This is a genomic window from Bacillus sp. YKCMOAS1 (assembly GCF_030268125.1).
In the GTDB taxonomy this organism is placed as follows: Bacteria; Bacillota; Bacilli; order Bacillales; family Bacillaceae; genus Bacillus; species Bacillus safensis.
Genome location: NZ_BSEI01000001.1, coordinates 841717 through 859971, shown reverse-complemented (window position 1 = coordinate 859971; position 18255 = coordinate 841717). Strand labels below are relative to the sequence as shown.

Sequence of the window (18255 nt, the reverse complement as noted above, 5' to 3'; positions counted from 1 at the left end):
TGTTTCATAAAAAACGATATCACAATTTTTGGTAAAATATAATCGTTTCGGTGAGGTGATTGACAAGAGGTAATAAAAAGGACCTAAGGTCATGCGATGTACGACATTGTAAGGGTAATTGCTTGTTAACACAAATGAATAAAATCTCTTTTTGGAAATCTAAAAAAGGGTTATATACAACGGGTTTTAAGATAATGTACGAAAATATCGCTCATATATTTGATATAAAGAAATTTTAGTTATTTCAAAGGGAAAATGGAAGGTCGATCTAGGAAGGAAAATCAGGTATGATGTTGCTAGATCATGAGATAAGAAATTGATAGATGACGACAAAAGTAAGTATAAAACAAAAACTCCGACCCTTTAGAAAGGATGTTGAAATGAAAAAAAGATTTCAAAGCTTAAACAGACAAATCACAGTCATTATCACGACTCTGTTACTTGTTTTAGTGACTCTATATATGTCAAAGAGATACTTTTATAGCAAAGAAATTGAGCTGCTGACAGAATCTTGTCAACAAGCTGGCGGCAAAATTATCTTAGAAACAAATAGTTTGTCTATGGATTACTCGTTTGAGTGCCAGAAAAAGTAGAACAGGCAGTTTCCTGCCTGTTTGACTTAAATTAAAAACCTAAATTTTGCAGCCATTGATTTAATCTCATTTCTCGGTTCTCGACAGTTGAATGGTCATATCTTCCTAATTGTAAACTGTCTGCCATTTCTCCGTCATTCATAAACATGATTCTTTCAGAACGAAGAGCCACCTTGGGGTCATGTGTGACAAGTAGCAGTGTTGCTCCTTCAGAGTGGATTCTTGAAAAAACATTCATTACTTCCTTTGTTGTACTGGAATTAAGAGCACCTGTTGGTTCATCAGCGAAAAGTATGTCTGGTTCATTCATGAGCGCTCGGCAGATAGCGGCTCTTTGAAGCTGTCCTCCCGATACTTCTGTCAAATATCTATTTGCCAAATGATCAATTTCAAGTTTTTCCATTAAATATTGAGCTCGTTCATTGACTTCTTGTCTTGGCTTTTTCTTTGCTAAATAAGCTGCTGCAATGATGTTGTCAAATAGATTAAGATTTTTTAATAAGTGGCTGTGCTGAAAGACAAATCCCATCTCAGTTAAGCGCAGAGCACTTAACTGTTTTTCTGTCATTTCTGATAGTGATCGGCCTTTATATTTGATCTCTCCTGTTGAAGCTGTTTCTATGCCGCTAAGCTGATAAAGTAAGGATGTTTTTCCACATCCAGAAGGTCCCATAATGGTCACGAATTCCCCACGCTTTATCGATAAATGTATATCCTTAAGAATCGTTTGTTTCTGTCCTTTTAATGAATTGATATGCAATGACAATCGCTTCGTTTCAATCAAGTGTTCCATGTGAAACAACTCCTTATTAAAGTGTATGCCTTGTCGTTTGACTAGAAAAAAACGTCTTCAATAACCAGGCGATCAAAGCTAAATTGACAATAAATAGTATGAGTGGATACACAACCGACACCCATTGCGGTGACAGCCACTGGAGGCTCGACACCCCTAATGATGCTCCACCTATACTCATCAAAGCAGGACCAATTGTATTGACCGCGATTGTTCCAATAAAAGCGCCAAAAGAGAGAACAACGATAAAACTTGTTATATATTGTGCTGTTATATCTATTATAGAAAATCCAATTGTCCTTAACATGTTGTTCCGGCTTGAATCTTTCGCCTTTAACATGTGCAGAAACATGAATAGCATTAAGCTGGCGGTTCCAAAAGCAGCTAATGTAGCAAAAAATGCAACGACTTTTACGATAGCTGCTGTGCTGCCGATCGTTTGATGAACATATTCTTTCATATCTGTCACTTTTGCAGGAGATGCCTTTTTTTCAAATATCGCCTTTTTCTCTGCAATATTTACTCCTGGTTTTAGTTGGATTTGAATGGTTTTCCAAAGAGCTGATTGGGGAAATGGCTGTGATATTGCTTTTGCTGTTTTGCCTCCATTGGTGACGTCCTGATAAATACCTGTCACCGTTCTTTGGGTTTCATGCCCGTTAGTTACGAGAGTGATTCTTTCTCCAATCTTTTTCTGAAGTGAATCTGCATTTAACACGGATAAGGCAATTTCATCATTCTTAAAAGGTTGCCGCCCTTGTAAATAGGTGAGGGGAAATGCTGAGAGCTCACCTGTTTCTAAATAGAGCGTTTCTAATGAATTCTCCTTTGATTTCGCCTGAAGAGAAGCAGTCTCATAGATGGCTGCTGTTTGAATGCTCCGATCTTCACGAATCATTGATTCTATCTCGTTTGTATTTTTCGTTAGTTGATTTCCTTGGCGTATATCAATTCGAAGGTCACTTTTACCAGAGCCAAGGTATGTGATGAAGTCCGGTGATTGTAAAGTATGCCATAGCTGAATAGGCATCAGCATTAAAAATGTACAAAGTGCAATAATACAAGTAATCGTTGTGTACAACTTCTTTCGTGATATCAGGTCTTTTAAACCAAGCCATATATGGATCGGTATGAACCTGCTTTTCTTGAGGTGCATAGGTATTTTTTTCTTATGATTCGATGAATGGATACCACCTTGAAGGGCTTGAGCAGCTGATATTTGACCAAACTTTCTTAGGACAGCATAGCTGCAAGAGATGACGATCATTGCCGTCACAATAGAAACAAAAAGCGGGATTAACAAATGAGTAAAAGAAGGCTGATTCCCCATGTATTGCTGAATATTGGCCGTAAACATATCATCAAATATAAGTGTTAACACATAGCCTGCTATACATCCTGCACAAGCAAGCACGGCATATTTTCCAACGTATAATTGCTTAATTTTTGTTAAAGGAATCCCAATTAACTTCAGTATGCCAATTTCACGTTCATCTTCTTCTATAGAAGCCGTCATAGCAAGATGGAGTGAGAGAAGGGCTATACTTATGAGCAGTATGCAAACAAGCAGGAGAATGGCAATGACCATTCCATCTGTCAATGCATTCAGCATACGCAGCAAAGGCAGTGTGACAGCTGGGCCTTGTTGTGGTAGCTGTGATGATTGATAGATTGCTTGAAAAGCATCTGTCTGCGCGGCATCATGCAGTAAAAATTCGATTAAGTACTCTTTTTGTTGAAACACATGATTTATTGCATCCCAATCCTCGTTATGAAGAAGAAATCTTTTTGAACTGACTAGACTGGGGTTCATTTGTGCATCTCGCAAGAACGCTTTGATGCGAAAGGTGAATTGATTAGCTCCTTTCTCAATCAGTAACGTTTCACCTATGTTGAGATGATACTTTTGTTGAAAATAAATTGGGACAGCTACTTCACCTTTATTGACCGTGAGCTTTTCGTTTTGTTGATTTAAAAGAAAATCAAAATTGCGATTTTGCTTCACAAATAAATGATCCATCACACCTGCTTTGGCAGGCTCATGTCCGAACCTGATGTTTGCATGTTCAATTGGTATCATTGGGACGATTTGATGAGCTTTTACCATGGACTGCTTCCTTGAAAATGCTTCAATGTCTTTTTCATTTAGGTCGCCGTCATGCATTTGGACAAAGTCTGGCGCTTTAGCAGAATGGAGCAGGTCAGAAATGGAGCCATTCAGCTGTACTGTCATTTGAGCTGCACTTGCTGCGAGAAATGAAGTCATCATGATGCAAATAGTTAAACCAATTGAAATAAGACGGTGGCGAGTTAAGTCTTTCTTTATAAAGGCGAATCTCATGAGGCTGATTCCCCTTCATGTTGAAGCATATTTTTTGTTAGGTAGGCTAGGGCAAACATGAAAACACTGACGATTAACACAGTCACATACATGTTGGCTGAAAACGTATTAAACAAGAACCCATACATCATTTGACCAAGCGGAACTGCACATTGAGAAACCATTGTTAGATTGGCCATCACTTTTCCTAATTGGTGATTTGGTGTTTTCTTTTGAATATGTGATATCACAACGACCGAGATCATTGTAAGTAGCATAGCAATTGGAAGACATCCTGCTAAAAAGAGAAAATAAGCTGGATAAGTGCCAAATTGTAGAGCCATAGTCGATGTTGAGAACGCCACAGGCAGCAGGATGATGGCGATGACAAGCATCCAGCGATATAAAGTAGGAATGCGCCAATGCTTCGCTACAAGTCCAACTAGCAGAGCACCTGCGATGACAGCGAACTCAATCAAGCCCATTCCTACTCCATACATGATGTCACTGGTTTTCATTGTGACCCTTAAAATGATTGGGCCACCTACGATAAAAAATGGTGTAAGGATGAAATTTAACATTGCAGCAAGCAGCATGGTTCTTTTTAGAAACGGCTGGCTGCCGATATAAGAAAATCCTTGTTTCATATCTTTTATGAGCACTTTGCCCATAGAATCTGTCAGCGGACTAGAGGAGAAGGGTATTTTTAAACGTAAGAGCATGCACGCAGATAGGAAAAATACGATGGCACTGGCACCTATAATGAATTGACTTCCAATCATTCCGTATAGAACACCACCGATAACAGGTGCGAGAACACCTGAAAGTGCCTGAACGCCATTGACGATGCCGTTCGCTTGTTCTAATTGATCTTCTTTCACTAGCTGTGGAATGCTGGACATCACAGTAGGTGCATAAAACGTACTCATCACACCAAGAAGTATCATAACAGCTCCGATCATGTAGAGTGAATCATTTCCAGATAGTAACCAGAAATAAAAAGCCAGAATCATGATGCCGGCGAGGACGTCAAATAAAATCATCAAGTTCCTTCTGTTAAACCGGTCAGCGATTGCACCAGCTAATGGGGAGAGAAGGAACGGGATATTGGATAAAGCGAAAAGTAAGGCAAATAAATCAACTCGTTGTGTCATATCAAGCACATGTAAAGATAGAACAAATCGAATGAGAGAAGATCCGAAAACGGAAATAATCTGTCCGAGAACGAGGTAGATAAAGTGAGATGAATCTCTTTTGAATAATACATTCATAAATATCACTCTCCTTTTAGACCGACCGTCAGTCTATAATGTATGCAGGATTGGTATTGAAGTGACCAATCACTGATTATTTTCATCCTGCTCACCAGATAATCGCTTCAGCAAGAAGGAAAAGCTACCCTTTTCTGCATGCAATGAGGATTCAAGTATATCGATAAAAGCTAAAGCGCGTTGTATACTTTCATCGGCTGTCCATTGAAACAGGCCATCATCAAATATGACCTGTGCAGAAGCAAGAAGGAATTCAACCGTCTCTTGCGGATACTTCGTTTTGAATGTCCCTTCCTCTACACCTTGCTGAATGACATCTGCCAATACTGGTGATAGTTCTTTAATGGCTTTGATTAAGCTTTTTTGATGCATTTCTGCATTAGAAGGCTGATGGAACTGATCGATCATCCCCTGTTTATGGCTTCCTTGCTGAGGTGATTGCGCCATGATGATACGAAATAGTTTGTCAACGACTGGAAGGTCTGGCTCAGCTACTATACGCTTTGCCACAATGATATCTTCCTTGATGATCCTGTCAATAATGGCATCCATTACTTCTTCTTTGGATGCAAAGTAGTAATAAAAGGTGCCTTTTGCAATGCCAACGGCTTTTAATATGTCAATAATCGTTGTTTTCTGATAGCCTTTGGTTGAAAAAAGCGCTTCTGCTGCGTTTAATATGTCATTTTTACGTTCCTCAGGATGTTTAACGGTTCTCATAAAGCCATCCTTTCTTTTAACTAGACTGTCGGTCGGTCTTTGATTTGATTAAACACTTTTTAGGGTGTCTTTGTCAATGGCTGGTTTTTAAACACTTTGCATTTATTGTTCAAAGACACTATGATACATTGAATGAAAACACCTTCAGGAGAGATGACTCATGCAATTTTTAACCAGTGAATTGGCTCAAGAAATGGTTGAACGTACGATGCATATTTTACATAAAAACATCAATGTGATGAATGCAGATGGTGTCATTATTGGTTCTGGTGAACGAAACAGGATTGGCCAGAAACATGATGGTGCACGACTTGTGCTGACAAGCGGGAACAGTGTGGAAATTGACCAGGAGACCTCCTTGCGCTTAGAAGGAGTGAGACCGGGGATCAACCTGCCCATTTGCTTTCATGAACAAGTAGTTGGTGTGATTGGGATTACTGGTGAGCCAGAGGACATTCGGCATCATGCCGAGCTGGTGAAAATGGCAGCTGAACTGGTGTTAGAGCAATCTTTTCTGCTCGAACGGGTTCAATGGCGTCATCGAATAGAAAGTGAAATTGTCAATCAGTTGATTTCATATTCTGATGTTGGGGATCATCAGCTGAAAAATCGAGCTGCTTGGCTGGGAATGGATTTAGACAAGCGCCGAAGGGCTATTGTTTTTCAGCCAGTTCCATCCTCAGAGGATGCTGTGCATAAATTGATGCATGCGATTCAATATGATAAGAAGGCGGATGATTTACTTGGTATGACCTTTTGTCATGAATTGATTCTTTTAAGTCATTCCATACCTGAACATCAATTAAAGCAGGTGGCAGGTCATCTGCAAAGAACAATGCAAAGAGCAATAGGAGGCAAGGTGCTAGTGGGGATAGGGACTGTCTCTGACGACATCAGCCAGCTGCCAATTTCTTTTCAGCATGCGAGAGAAGCTCTGAAATTAGGGAAGGCTCTTGATCCGGAAGAAAGCATGTATTTCTTTGAGTCTTATCAGCTGGAAAGCTTATTCATGATTGCGGGAATTGCTCAAAAGAAAAGTAGATGGACTGACTTTTACAAGCCGCTGACACAAGAAGCAGAGCTCGCCCATACATTAAGGGTTTACATTGAAGAGGGCGGAGATTTGCAGAGCATTGTTGATCGTTTATTTATTCATCGGAATACATTGCGTTATCGTTTAGACAAAATTCAAGAATTGACTGGAAAAGACCCTCGTCATGTAAAACAGTTAATCGAGCTTTATATGGCGCAGCTAATGAATCAACTATCTTGATTATGCAAATGCACAATTGAGTAGAGTGATAAATGAAAAAAGTTCATCCAGATTCACAACACAATCCCTTTGGGTAAACGCTTACAATTGGAGAAAGATATTTTTAGGGGGATTGAGGATGAGTGGAGATGTAACGGTAAGTACTTTGGGAGCCATGGCGGCGCTTGTGATCGCGATTGTTCTCATTCTAAGAAAAGTATCACCTGCTTATGGCATGCTGGCAGGTGCATTTATAGGTGGCTTGGTTGGCGGTGTAGATATTGTTCAGACCGTCAACGTCATGATGGAAGGTGCTAAGGACATGATTCCAGCTGTCCTTAGAATTATGGCGGCAGGTGTACTGGCTGGTGTTCTCATTGAGTCGGGTGCAGCGTTATCGATCGCTGAGGCCATCGTGAGAAGGCTTGGTGAGGCGAGGGCACTATTAGCACTCGCACTTGCAACGATGATTTTAACAACAGTGGGCGTGTTTGTAGATGTTGCGGTTATTACGGTAGCGCCCATCGCACTAGCCATTGCCAAACGCGCAAAGCTCTCAAAAACGGGAATTCTCCTTGCTATGATTGGAGGCGGGAAGGCAGGAAATATCATGTCACCGAATCCGAATGCCATTGCCGCTTCAGATGCTTTTGGTGTACCTCTGACTTCAATGATGGCTGCAGGTGTCATTCCGGCTGTGTTCGGGCTGGCGGTTACATATGTATTAGCTAAAAAGCTTGCAAACAAAGGGACACCTGTTCTTGAGGAGGAAACCGGACAAAGTAAAGTTCAAATACCTGCTTTTTTTCAAGCACTGGCTGGTCCACTGGTTACCATTTTATTGTTGGCTTTAAGGCCGCTTTTTCAAATCAATATAGATCCAATGATCGCCTTACCAATTGGAGGGATTGTAGGCGCTCTTTTCATGAAAAAAGGGAAATGTCTCAATGATTATGCGATGTCAGGGCTTCATAAAATGTCAGGTGTCGCGATTATGTTATTAGGGACAGGTACATTAGCAGGAATCGTATCGAATTCTTCCTTAAAAGATGTGTTTATTCAGGCACTTGATGCATCGGGTTTACCTCCATATTTACTTGCACCAACTTCAGGGATATTTATGTCAGCCGCTACTGCTTCGACAACAGCAGGCACTGCGGTAGCGAGTGGTGTGTTTAGCGGAACACTGATTGGGCTTGGTGTGTCTGCTCTTTCAGGGGCAGCCATGATTCATGCTGGCGCAACAGTGCTTGACCATATGCCGCACGGGAGCTTTTTCCATGCAACAGCAGGAAGTGTTCAAATGGATATTAAAGAGCGTTTAAAGCTCATGCCTTTTGAATCGTTAATCGGTTTGACGTTAACCGTTGTATCGACCATTATTTTTGGCGTTTTCCAGCTGTTTGGCTGAGGACATGATAAGAAATGAGGGGCTGATAGGATGAAAATTGTGATCGCACCAGATTCATTTAAAGAAAGTTTGTCTGCTTATGAGACAGCATGTGCCATTGAACGAGGATTTCGTTCTGTTTTGCCAAACGCAGAGTATATCAAACTGCCAATGGCAGATGGCGGAGAGGGGACTGTTCAATCATTGGTTGATGCGACGGGCGGGCACATTGTTCATCAAGTGGTCACGGGTCCGCTTGGTGAGCCTGTGGATGCTTTTTTTGGCATGTTAGGAGACAGTCAGACTGCTGTCATAGAGATGGCTGCAGCCTCTGGATTACACCTTGTTCCGCGAGAAAAACGTAATCCGTTATGGACGACATCGAGAGGAACTGGTGAATTAATACTTGCAGCGCTGGATAAAGGAGCGAAGCATGTGATCATTGGGCTTGGCGGAAGTGCAACAAATGATGGCGGTGTTGGGATGATGCAAGGATTAGGTGCAGCTTTCCTTGATAAAGCAGGACATGCACTGACGTCAGGCGGCGGGGTACTTCATCAATTAGCTTCAATTGATTTATCTGGACTCGATCCAAGACTGCAATCCGTCCGGCTGGAGGCGGCTTGTGATGTGGATAATCCTTTAACAGGTGAGAGAGGAGCGTCTGCTGTTTTCGGTCCTCAAAAGGGAGCAGATGAAGAAATGGTTCAAGTGTTAGACAAGAACCTAGCTCATTTTGCACGAGTAGCTGAAAAGCAGTTCAATGTATCCTTTGAAGATGCAGCAGGGGCAGGAGCAGCAGGAGGACTTGGTGCGAGTTTATTAGGCTTTTTAAAAGCAGATTTGCAAAGAGGAATCGATATTGTGCTGAAAGCTGTTCATTTTGATGACATCATCAAGGAGGCAGACCTTGTCATTACGGGAGAAGGCCGAATTGATCGGCAGACCATTTATGGAAAAACGCCAATCGGCGTAGCCAAAGCAGCGAAGCAGTATAATCTGCCCGTGATTGCCATCGCAGGCTCTCTTTCAAAAGACAGTGCAGTCGTACATGATCATGGAATTGATGCACTTTTTAGTATTGTTCCAGGTATTACCTCTCTTTCTGAGGCGATACACGATGCGAATCTTCATGTAGAGAGAACAGCTCGGAATATCGCAGCTGTGTTAGAATTTGGAATAAAAAAGTAAACGATGAAAAATGTTTCCTTTTCTATCACATTCCTTCTATAGAAATGTGGTAAAATCGATATAAATGATGTAGAAAGTTGGAGGAAACAAAAATGTCTAATCTACCGAATTGTCCTTCGTGCAGCTCACCTTATACATACGAGGACGGCAGTCTGCTGGTTTGTCCTGAGTGTGCGCATGAATGGTCACTTGAACAAGAACAAGCGGCAGAGGAACAGCTTGTTGTCAAAGATGCGAATGGGAACCTGTTAAGTGATGGGGACACGGTCTCTGTCATTAAAGACCTAAAAGTAAAAGGTTCTTCATCCGTTTTGAAAATAGGAACGAAGGTCAAAGGCATTCGTTTAGTGGAAGGCGATCATAACATTGATTGTAAAATTCCTAGCTTCGGCGCAATGAAATTAAAATCAGAGTTTGTGAAGAAGATATAAACAAGAAAAGTTATACTATTAGAACTTGCTAAATCTGAGCAAGAAATAAGTATAAGAATGTTGCAGTTGTACAAAAAACACCTAAATTGTTAAAGGAAACATATCCCTTAATAAATTAGGTGTTTTATATTTTTATACAGTTTTTAAAATGATGAGGAACTATTCAAAGGAATATCCGTATATATTATTGGAATAATTTAAGCTTATCATTTCATAAATTAATTGAGTCTAAAAATAAATGGGAGATAAAAATGGAGTTTGGATATTTTAAGAAGCCTGTGATCAAAAAAACGACCAAATGTATACCAATTAGTAATAAAGAAGAAATCACCATTGGATTTATAAAAAGATTTTATACAAACAAAGTTGAAAAGTTGATTGATCACATATTTGATGAGTTTTATGTGAATGTTGAAGTAATGGATTCGAATTCTAATTGTAAAGGCTATTGAAAATAAATCTCTCCAATCAATGTTACGTTCAAATTGGGTGATAGAATGTAAAGATAAAGGAAGGTTATTATTAGAAGATAGAACTAAAATTAAAATAAATCCAACGATGAAATTAATAATAAATGATACTATATACTATCTAAAGAAAGATTTTTCCAATAGACGTGTTAGATTAGAAAACTCAGAGCAGACGATAGCTGAAATTACATACGATAAAATAATACCTCCTGCAACAGTTAGTATTGAAAAAAAGCAGGGTGACTTATCTTTACATCTTATTGCATGCCTCTATTATATATTTATGTTAAGAGAGTAAGCGGGGATCCCATAAGTGCATCATCATGTTGAATCCCACATTCTATAAACAGTATTTTAAATCATTACCTTAACCCAACCTTAAAAAAGGCAGATGATTCGCTAAATTTTGGCTAATCCCCTTCACAACTTTTGGGCATTGCTGTACCATATGGAAGTATTCTTCTATTTTTGACGCATCATGGTGTTTATCAAGAAATAGAATGATAGATGATACTTAGACAAAGAAGGAGAGGTAACGTGACGAACGTTTTAGAACTGCATAATGTATCTAGACATATTCGCGGGAAAAAGATTGTTCAAGACTTGAGTTTTTCTGTCCAAGCGGGCGAAGTCTTTGGCTTCTTAGGACCAAATGGTGCAGGGAAAACAACAACCATTCGTATGATGGTCGGTCTTTCTCCCATTACATCTGGTGACATTCTGATTAATGGTCATAGTATTCAAACCTCCTATCAGCATGCCATCCAAGATGTCGGTGCCATTATTGAAAACCCAGAAATGTATAATCACTTAACCGCAAGACAAAATCTTGTTCATTTTGCCAGAATGAATGGGAAAGTGGATGAAGCGCGAATTGATGAGCTGTTAGAGCTAGTCAGCTTACAGCATGTGAAACATAAACGTGTGCGTACATTTTCATTAGGAATGAAACAGCGATTGGGCATTGCGCAGGCACTCATACATAGACCGAAACTGCTTATCTTAGATGAACCAACCAATGGACTTGATCCTGAGGGGATTCGAATGATACGAGATTACTTGAGAAGGCTTGCGAAGGAAGAAGGGCTGGCTGTTATTGTTTCAAGTCACCTCATGTCAGAGATGGAATTGATGTGTGATCGCTTTGCAATTATCCAAACAGGAAAGCTAGTTGCCATTGAGGATCAGCGTGCTGAGACGAAGCAGGATGATTTGGTTAATTATCGAATGAAGGTAGCAGCCGGGGAGCTTGAAGAAGCACAGAAGCTCATTGGTGCATTTGAGGAAGGCGTCACTGTAAGAGAAGAGGAGCAGTATTTATTCTTCTCTATGCCAGAAGAAAAAATGCCAGAATTAATTCGTCATTTGAGCAGCGCGTCTATTCATTTGTACGAAATCAAAATCGAAAAACAAACCTTAGAAGATAAGTTCTTAAGCTTAACAGGTAAAAAGGAGGCAGACGTATGATTCGCCTCATTCAAAACGAGTGGATGAAGATCAGTTATCGTGTTGGTACTTGGATTATGGTTGGGCTTCTTGTATTAGGTATGGTTGCCACGTTAATCTTTGTAGTGAAAACAAATGACAAAGATCAAGCTTCAGGTGATTGGAAAACCCAGCTAGAAATGATGAATAAGGAAAACAAGAGGGAGCTCAAAGAGACAGAAAATGGTTTCTTTAAAAGAGAGCTTGAAAAAGAGATCGCTATTAATGATTATCGAATCAAGCATAGCTTGCCGCCAGCTGATCAGTTTAGCGACAGTGTATGGGACTATGTGAAAACAAACGCCAATTTACTTCAGCTTGTCGGTGTGTTTGTGATCATTATTGCTTCCACCATTGTGTCGGCTGAATACAAGCATGGTACAATTAAATTATTATTGATTCGTCCACCATCAAGGCTAAAGATCCTAATATCTAAATATATTACGGTGCAGCTGTATGCTCTTTTACTTGTTGTGGTGCTATTTATCTTGTCATTCATTTTGGGTGCTATTTTCTTTGGACTTAACACTGATTATGTGAATTTGGTTTATCAAAATGGTGAAGTGATTGAACGTTCGCAGTTTGCCCATATGGTCTATTATTATCTTGCTCATTGTGCAATGTTTGTCGTTTTGGGAACCCTTTCGTTCGCCATTTCTACAGTATTTAGAAGTGAAGCTATCTCCATTGCCATTAGTGTGTTAGCGTATATTGTGGGTGGATCAGTCACAGGTATTTTAATGCTCTTCTTTGATTGGTCAAAATATCTGTTATTTGCAAACGATCCATCCCAATACTTTATGGAACAGGTTACTCTTATCGAAGGTATGTCTCTAGGATTCTCATTAATCGTCCTAGTCATCTATTGGGCTATTTTCTTAGCCATTGCCTTAATTGTCTTCCAAAAGCGTGAAGTGAAAACAGGTTAATTTAACTTTTTAGGAGGTTTACACATGATTAAACGTAAAGGTGAAAAAATTATGGGGATTATTAGTATTGTCCTCAATGCCATTGGTGTTGGGTTTGGGGCATTAATCCTTTCTGTGGGTCCATCTTTTTATGATGAAATCAATGAAGTGTTAAAAGAGGAAGGGGAAACATTGCCGATCGAAACGCTTCAGGCTTCGGTTCAGGCATTTGGTACTCAGTTCATGGTCGTTTCCGCAATTGCGGCTGTGCTGTCGATTGTCGGTGTGATTTTCTTGAAAACTGACCGCCGTGCTGTGCTATCAGGTATTCTTTTCTTGGTTTCTGCTGTGACTCTTTTAATTGGAACAGTTGGCCTTGCATTCGCTCCAATGGTTCTATTGTTTATCATTGGATTAATGTCTCTTATTAGAAAGCCGAATACAGACATTCACACAAGTGAATATCCTTCATAATGATAGAAAAGACATGCGCATATCCGCGCATGTCTTTCTTTTTAAATGATGCCAATCAGCATCGCTACGAACAGAAGGATAATACTGAATCCCCACATCCAAAAGAAGGAGTAGCGGATGTGTTTCCCCATATCAACCCCTGCAAGACCTACAGCGAGCCAAACAGCGGGAGCAAGCGGGCTGACAAAGGTTCCGATGATGTTCCCAATCATCATGGCATATGCCGCAGAAGTGCCTGGTACGCCAACTTCAGATGTAATGGATTCAACAATTGGCAGAAGGGCGTAATAATAAGCATCTGTACTTGTCAGCATATCCAGCGGCACCCCAAGCAGCCCAACAATGATATGTAAAAATGGCAGCAAGAAGGCTGGTAAAATGTGAATACTGTCCACAGCAATGGCTTTCAGCATCCCTGTGCCTTCAAGAATTCCTAAAAAAGAACCTGCGGAGAAAATTACAGCTGCCATCATTAGTGCACTAGGTGCGTGTGCCTTAATCCTTTCCATCTGCAGATTCACATTCGGAAAGTTAATCAATAGTGCCAGTGACAGGCCAATCATAAACATAAAACTAGCAGGAATCACGTTCAACACAAGAAGCACGACAACAGATACAAATAGGATGAGGTTGACCCAGATGAGATGATAACGCTTTAAAGAGGCGTCTCCCGTTTCACTAATAGACTGAATGGCACGATCCCAATCTGCCCCTTCTAGTTGAACCGCAGCTATTTCATTTACAGCAATTTTCACCCGAATTCGTTTTTCTTCCCTTTTTCCTAAAATGAATGCCATCCCTAATACGAGCACAACGCCTATGAGCTGAATTGGAATGAGCGGCACCCACAGTTCAGAGGGATCCATATTTAGGACACTTGCTGCCCGTCCAGTCGGTCCTGCCCATGGAATCATATTGGTTAATCCGGCACTCGTCCCGATTAATAACAGCAGCAAATAAGGACTCATATGTAATTTTTTATAAAGCGGAAGCAGTGCAGGTACAGTTAATAAAAAGGTCGTAGCCCCTGCTCCGTCTAAGTGTGCGATAACCCCAATCAAAGCAGTTCCCATTGCAACTGTGACAACATTTCCTTTTGTCAGCTTGATTAAAGCTTTAATTACAGGTTCAAAGAACCCTGTATCTTGCAAAATGCCAAAAAATAAAATGGCGAAGATAAACATGGTCGCCACCGGCAATACTTTGATAATCCCTTCCTCAAAGAAGGTTTGAATGTCATTGATCCCAAATCCCGCGATGAGTGCCCCTATTAAAGGCACCATGACCATGGCGACAATTGGACTTGCTTTCCCCCAAATCAGCAGCACAACAATCGTTAAAATAATCATCAATCCAACAAACGTTAACATAAGCCCCTCCCCCTGCAAATAAACCGTTTACATTTATCTATTCTTTTCATTCAATGCACTCCCACAGGTGCATTGAAAAAAAAGATTATCAAATTTATGAGTATGAAGCAACCGCTTTCATACCTATACAATGGTAAAAAAGGATGGAGAGACCAGTCATAATGCGGCATCAAATATTACAAAAAAATTTAGATGAAAAATAACTAATAAATTCACAGCAGTAAATATAGGTATATATACTTATTTAAATCAAAAAGCGCCCAATAAATGGACGCTTCTTTCAATTATTTTTTCAAGATTACGTACTCGTAAGGATCAAGTTGAAGCTGCTCAGGCACTTGCTGGCCAGTCAGTATATTCTCATAGCTTGCCTCTGAATCTAGTGACATGTTCTGCTGCTCTTCTGTAAAATTCATCAAAAACACATAGTCCTGCGTACCGTCTGTTCGTTTTTGTACGCTGACTCCTTCTGGAATTGCAGTGGATAGGACGGGCTGTATGCCAATACCTGCGATAAGGTCTTCGTAAAACTCATCATAAAAAACCTGTTCATTTTCTGAGGCCATATAGTATGCCTTCCCTTTTTCTAATGAACGGACAGTCAGGGCTGGCTGTCCTTCGTAGCAGCCATTCTCAAAATGCCCTAGTACAGAGGCCGTTTCAGGATGTATGGATTCGCAAAATTGTCCGACATGATAGGTGCGTCCATTCCCTGTCGTCATTAACACATGTTCATCTGGCATCAATGTGTTGATTTCCTCTGCCCAAATGCCAAGTACATGACGGAGAGGACCAGGGAAACCGCCGAGGAAACAGAGGTCATTTTCATCGACCATGCCGCTCCAGTACGTCGCAATAAAAATGCCGCCCGCTTTGACAAAGGCTTCAATTTTTTCTGCAACGCCTGGTTTGATCATGTAGAGCATTGGCCCAATGAGCACACGATAGGATGAGAAATCCTTTTCCATTCCGACAATGTCAACAGGGATGCCCTTTTTCCAAAAGCTTCGATAGTGAGTTTGACAAGCCTCTACATAGCGTTTGTTTGTATTATTTAAGCCTTGCGCATCATCAATGGCCCAGTGGTTTTCCCAATCGTAAATGATGGCAACCTCTGGCTGAACGGATGTGCCCGCAATTGGCTGCAACTGCTCCAGTTGTTTTCCTAGATCAGCCACCTCTTGAAACACGCGCGTATGTTCATGACCGGAATGATCGACAACGGCACCGTGGAATTTCTCAGAGGCGCCTCGGCCTTGCCGCCACTGGAAATAAAGCACGGAGTCTGATCCATGGGCAATGGCCTGCATGGCAGAAAGGTGTGCCATGCCTTTATGTTTGACCTTGTTCACTTCATGCCAGTTCACAAGGCTCGGCGTACTCTCCATGACGAGAAACGGCTGTCCGTCCTTTAATGAACGATACAAATCATGTACAAAGGCGACGTTCGATGCTAATTCGGCAGTTGTTTCTCTGCCGCTATGCCAAGAAGGATAGCTATCCCATGAGACCACATCGACCTCTTTAGCAAATTGATGATAATCCAGCCCAAGGAATGGACGCATATGCGGATAGTCACCCATAAAGTTCGTGGTTACTGGGATATGAGGCGTCAATTCCCGCAGCGGTTCAATTTCATTTTGATAAAAATTAATCGTTTGCGCTGTGACAAAGCGTTTCCAATCCAGGTTCATGCCGTGAATCATGTGCTCCCCGTGTGGTGCGGGTGACTCGATTTGTGACCAATCACTATACGTGTGGCTCCAAAATCCTGTCCACCATGCTTGATTCAAAGCCTCAAGATCATGATTGTATTTGTTTTTCAAATAGTCTCGAAATGCTTCCTGGCAAAGATCGCAATGACACTCGCCGCCGTACTCATTTGAAATGTGCCACATGATCAGTGCTGGATGATCCTTGTAGCGTTCCGCAAGCAGCCGGTTGAGTGTATTCGTTTTCTCTCGATAAACCGGAGAGGTGAAGCAATGATTATGGCGCAGTCCATGTAAGTTACGCTGACGATTCGCTTCGACGCGCAATACTTCTGGATATGTTTGCGACAGCCAAGCAGGTCTTGCCCCGCTTGGCGTAGCGAGAATGGCGTGTGCCCCCTGCGCTGCCAAGCGGTCCATAATGTCATCCAGCCAAGCAAAGTCATATTGACCTTCTTTTGGCTCTAGCTTACTCCATGCGAATATGTTGATGGAGAATGTTTGACAGTGTGCAAGCTTCATTAATCGAAAATCTTCGTCAATGATCTCTGGCATATGGAGCCATTGATCTGGATTGTAATCGCCACCATGCAAAAAGCCTTTCACATTTGGGTGAACGAGTGGGTAACGCTTTCCCATTTTGTCACGTCCTATCCTTTTAGTTACGGTGTCATTTGTTTAAATACATCAAGAGAAGGCAGTGCTTTTCCGTTGAAATCAAACATCGCTTGATTTTCCCACGCATTTCCGACAGTACCGGTGGTTTGAATATAAGCGAGCCCGTATTGACTAGACCACGGAGCACCTTTTGCTGGAATCCAAAGCGGCTCCCAATAAAAGAACCCCTTCCCACGGTTGTTGTTTACTTTTGAAATCTTTTCGGATAGATCTCGTATAAAAGATGCCTGGCCTTGAGGTGAGGCTGGATAGCCGGCTGTGTTGACAGAGTCTTGATTAAATGAGTTATCTAGGTTGTCACTGTTTGCTGTCGTAAAGCCGTAAGCAGTTTCTACCACGATGACGTCTTTGTTATAGCGGGCGCTAATATCATTCATATTGGAGGTCAGACCGCTAAAGCCGCCGTCCCAATATGGGTAATAAGATAAACCGATTGTATCGAATGAGACGCCTCGTTTTGTGATTTCATCAAACCACCAGCGGGATGCACCATTGTCTCCGCCATGTGCAAGGTGAAGCATGATTTTGATGTTTGAATCGACAGAGCGGACGGCATTTGTGCCAGCTTTTAGCAAAGCAGCGAGCCGATCAAATTCACCACCGCCTTCACCCCAGCTTTTTCCGTTTGGCCACAGCATGCCTGAGTTCAACTCATTCCCGACCTGAACCATGTTTGGCAAGGCATTTTGCGCTCTCATCGCTTTGAGCACATCGCCTGTGTAAGTGCCGACTGCTTTTTCTAAATCACTTTGTGAGAGGGACGCCCACGCTTTCGGTTTGAATTGTTTACCCGGATCCGTCCAGAAATCACTGTAGTGAAAATCAAGCAGCACTTTCATATTTTGTGCTTTTGCACGTTTCGATAAAGCGATGGCTGTATTGAGATCATTTGTCCCGCCGTTATAGGCACGGCCTTGATTGTCATATGGATGGTTCCACAGTCTGATACGCACATAGTTGACGCCTTTATCCTTTAATAGCTTGAGCGGATCAACCTGCTGTCCGTTCTGGTTGTAGTATTTGCCGCCGCTTTTCTCCACTTCTGCAAGCATCGAGATATCGGCTCCCTTGATGAAATCACCTTGCAGTCCATTGATCGGCTGAACAGAAATCGCATCTGCCTTAGCTTCAGGCAAAACACCTAACCCTATCAGAAAGAAAAAGGCAACAGTGACAAGCAACCATTTTTTCATCAAA

The 18255-nt window shown here is 41.4% G+C and carries 14 protein-coding genes and 1 pseudogene; 8 read left to right on the top strand and 7 right to left on the bottom strand.

The genetic code is table 11. The features are described from left to right. Positions 1-624: 624 nt before the first annotated feature. From QSJ46_RS04385 to QSJ46_RS04370, 4 genes are all read right to left on the bottom strand, one after another. Complete coding sequence (locus QSJ46_RS04385) at positions 625-1386, bottom strand: ABC transporter ATP-binding protein (RefSeq protein ID WP_212039531.1); 762 nt, start codon at positions 1384-1386, stop codon at positions 625-627. Positions 1387-1402: 16 nt separating this feature from the next. Continuing rightward, a complete protein-coding gene (locus tag QSJ46_RS04380; RefSeq protein ID WP_285604335.1) occupies positions 1403-3727 on the bottom strand; it encodes an FtsX-like permease family protein in 2325 nt (774 codons plus the stop codon). Further along, the gene (locus QSJ46_RS04375; RefSeq protein ID WP_107162812.1) at positions 3724-4977 is read right to left on the bottom strand and encodes an MFS transporter; all 1254 of its coding nucleotides are present in this window, start codon (positions 4975-4977) and stop codon (positions 3724-3726) included. Before QSJ46_RS04375 ends, QSJ46_RS04380 begins: the two co-directional genes overlap by 4 nt. A 69-nt stretch (positions 4978-5046) precedes the next feature. Further along, a complete protein-coding gene (locus QSJ46_RS04370; protein ID WP_285604334.1) occupies positions 5047-5697 on the bottom strand; it encodes a TetR/AcrR family transcriptional regulator in 651 nt (216 codons plus the stop codon). Positions 5698-5857: 160 nt separating this feature from the next. Here QSJ46_RS04370 and QSJ46_RS04365 point away from each other — a divergent pair, with 160 nt between their 5' ends. From QSJ46_RS04365 to QSJ46_RS04330, 8 genes and pseudogenes are all read left to right on the top strand, one after another. Continuing rightward, a complete protein-coding gene (locus QSJ46_RS04365; RefSeq protein WP_047203734.1) occupies positions 5858-6970 on the top strand; it encodes a CdaR family transcriptional regulator in 1113 nt (370 codons plus the stop codon). 118 nt (positions 6971-7088) lie between these two features. Then, a complete protein-coding gene (locus tag QSJ46_RS04360; protein WP_285604333.1) occupies positions 7089-8360 on the top strand; it encodes a GntP family permease in 1272 nt (423 codons plus the stop codon). A 30-nt stretch (positions 8361-8390) separates the two neighbouring features. Next, the gene (locus tag QSJ46_RS04355) at positions 8391-9530 is read left to right on the top strand and encodes a glycerate kinase (RefSeq protein ID WP_224929919.1); all 1140 of its coding nucleotides are present in this window, start codon (positions 8391-8393) and stop codon (positions 9528-9530) included. Positions 9531-9622: 92 nt separating this feature from the next. After that, positions 9623-9961 carry a zinc ribbon domain-containing protein YjdM gene (locus tag QSJ46_RS04350; protein WP_024423969.1) on the top strand — a complete coding sequence of 113 codons (339 nt, stop codon included), beginning with the start codon at positions 9623-9625 and terminating at the stop codon, positions 9959-9961. Positions 9962-10212: 251 nt separating this feature from the next. Further along, positions 10213-10729: pseudogene (locus tag QSJ46_RS19640) on the top strand (tubby C-terminal domain-like protein). A 239-nt stretch (positions 10730-10968) separates the two neighbouring features. Then, a complete protein-coding gene (locus QSJ46_RS04340; protein ID WP_224929917.1) occupies positions 10969-11898 on the top strand; it encodes an ABC transporter ATP-binding protein in 930 nt (309 codons plus the stop codon). Beyond that, positions 11895-12845, top strand: coding sequence for an ABC transporter permease (locus tag QSJ46_RS04335; protein ID WP_047203730.1), 951 nt, complete (start codon positions 11895-11897; stop codon positions 12843-12845). The genes QSJ46_RS04340 and QSJ46_RS04335 overlap by 4 nt, the downstream gene beginning before the upstream one ends. A gap of 24 nt (positions 12846-12869) precedes the next feature. Beyond that, the gene (locus tag QSJ46_RS04330; RefSeq protein ID WP_107162819.1) at positions 12870-13298 is read left to right on the top strand and encodes a DUF4064 domain-containing protein; all 429 of its coding nucleotides are present in this window, start codon (positions 12870-12872) and stop codon (positions 13296-13298) included. 41 nt (positions 13299-13339) lie between these two features. Here QSJ46_RS04330 and QSJ46_RS04325 read toward each other — a convergent pair whose 3' ends face one another. The 3 genes from QSJ46_RS04325 to QSJ46_RS04315 form a co-directional block, all read right to left on the bottom strand. Beyond that, positions 13340-14668: a CitMHS family transporter gene (locus QSJ46_RS04325; protein WP_285604332.1), complete on the bottom strand. Its 1329-nt coding sequence runs from the start codon at positions 14666-14668 to the stop codon at positions 13340-13342. A gap of 284 nt (positions 14669-14952) precedes the next feature. Further along, entirely contained in the window at positions 14953-17019 is a 2067-nt protein-coding gene (locus QSJ46_RS04320; protein WP_285604331.1) for a beta-galactosidase, read from the bottom strand. A gap of 23 nt (positions 17020-17042) precedes the next feature. After that, positions 17043-18251: a glycoside hydrolase family 53 protein gene (locus QSJ46_RS04315; RefSeq protein WP_285604330.1), complete on the bottom strand. Its 1209-nt coding sequence runs from the start codon at positions 18249-18251 to the stop codon at positions 17043-17045. Positions 18252-18255 lie beyond the last annotated feature (4 nt).

Bases quoted from the DNA above. Each gene is read 5' to 3' on its own strand.
- QSJ46_RS04375 (WP_107162812.1), bottom strand. From the start codon at position 4,977: ATGAATGTATTATTCAAAAGAGATTCATCTCACTTTATCTACCTCGTT.
- QSJ46_RS04355 (WP_224929919.1), top strand. From the start codon at position 8,391: ATGAAAATTGTGATCGCACCAGATTCATTTAAAGAAAGTTTGTCTGCT.
- QSJ46_RS04385 (WP_212039531.1), bottom strand. From the start codon at position 1,386: ATGGAACACTTGATTGAAACGAAGCGATTGTCATTGCATATCAATTCA.
- QSJ46_RS04380 (WP_285604335.1), bottom strand. From the start codon at position 3,727: ATGAGATTCGCCTTTATAAAGAAAGACTTAACTCGCCACCGTCTTATT.
- QSJ46_RS04325 (WP_285604332.1), bottom strand. From the start codon at position 14,668: ATGTTAACGTTTGTTGGATTGATGATTATTTTAACGATTGTTGTGCTG.
- QSJ46_RS04360 (WP_285604333.1), top strand. From the start codon at position 7,089: ATGAGTGGAGATGTAACGGTAAGTACTTTGGGAGCCATGGCGGCGCTT.
- QSJ46_RS04320 (WP_285604331.1), bottom strand. From the start codon at position 17,019: ATGGGAAAGCGTTACCCACTCGTTCACCCAAATGTGAAAGGCTTTTTG.
- QSJ46_RS04315 (WP_285604330.1), bottom strand. From the start codon at position 18,251: ATGAAAAAATGGTTGCTTGTCACTGTTGCCTTTTTCTTTCTGATAGGG.
- QSJ46_RS04330 (WP_107162819.1), top strand. From the start codon at position 12,870: ATGATTAAACGTAAAGGTGAAAAAATTATGGGGATTATTAGTATTGTC.
- QSJ46_RS04365 (WP_047203734.1), top strand. From the start codon at position 5,858: ATGCAATTTTTAACCAGTGAATTGGCTCAAGAAATGGTTGAACGTACG.
- QSJ46_RS04370 (WP_285604334.1), bottom strand. From the start codon at position 5,697: ATGAGAACCGTTAAACATCCTGAGGAACGTAAAAATGACATATTAAAC.
- QSJ46_RS04335 (WP_047203730.1), top strand. From the start codon at position 11,895: ATGATTCGCCTCATTCAAAACGAGTGGATGAAGATCAGTTATCGTGTT.
- QSJ46_RS04350 (WP_024423969.1), top strand. From the start codon at position 9,623: ATGTCTAATCTACCGAATTGTCCTTCGTGCAGCTCACCTTATACATAC.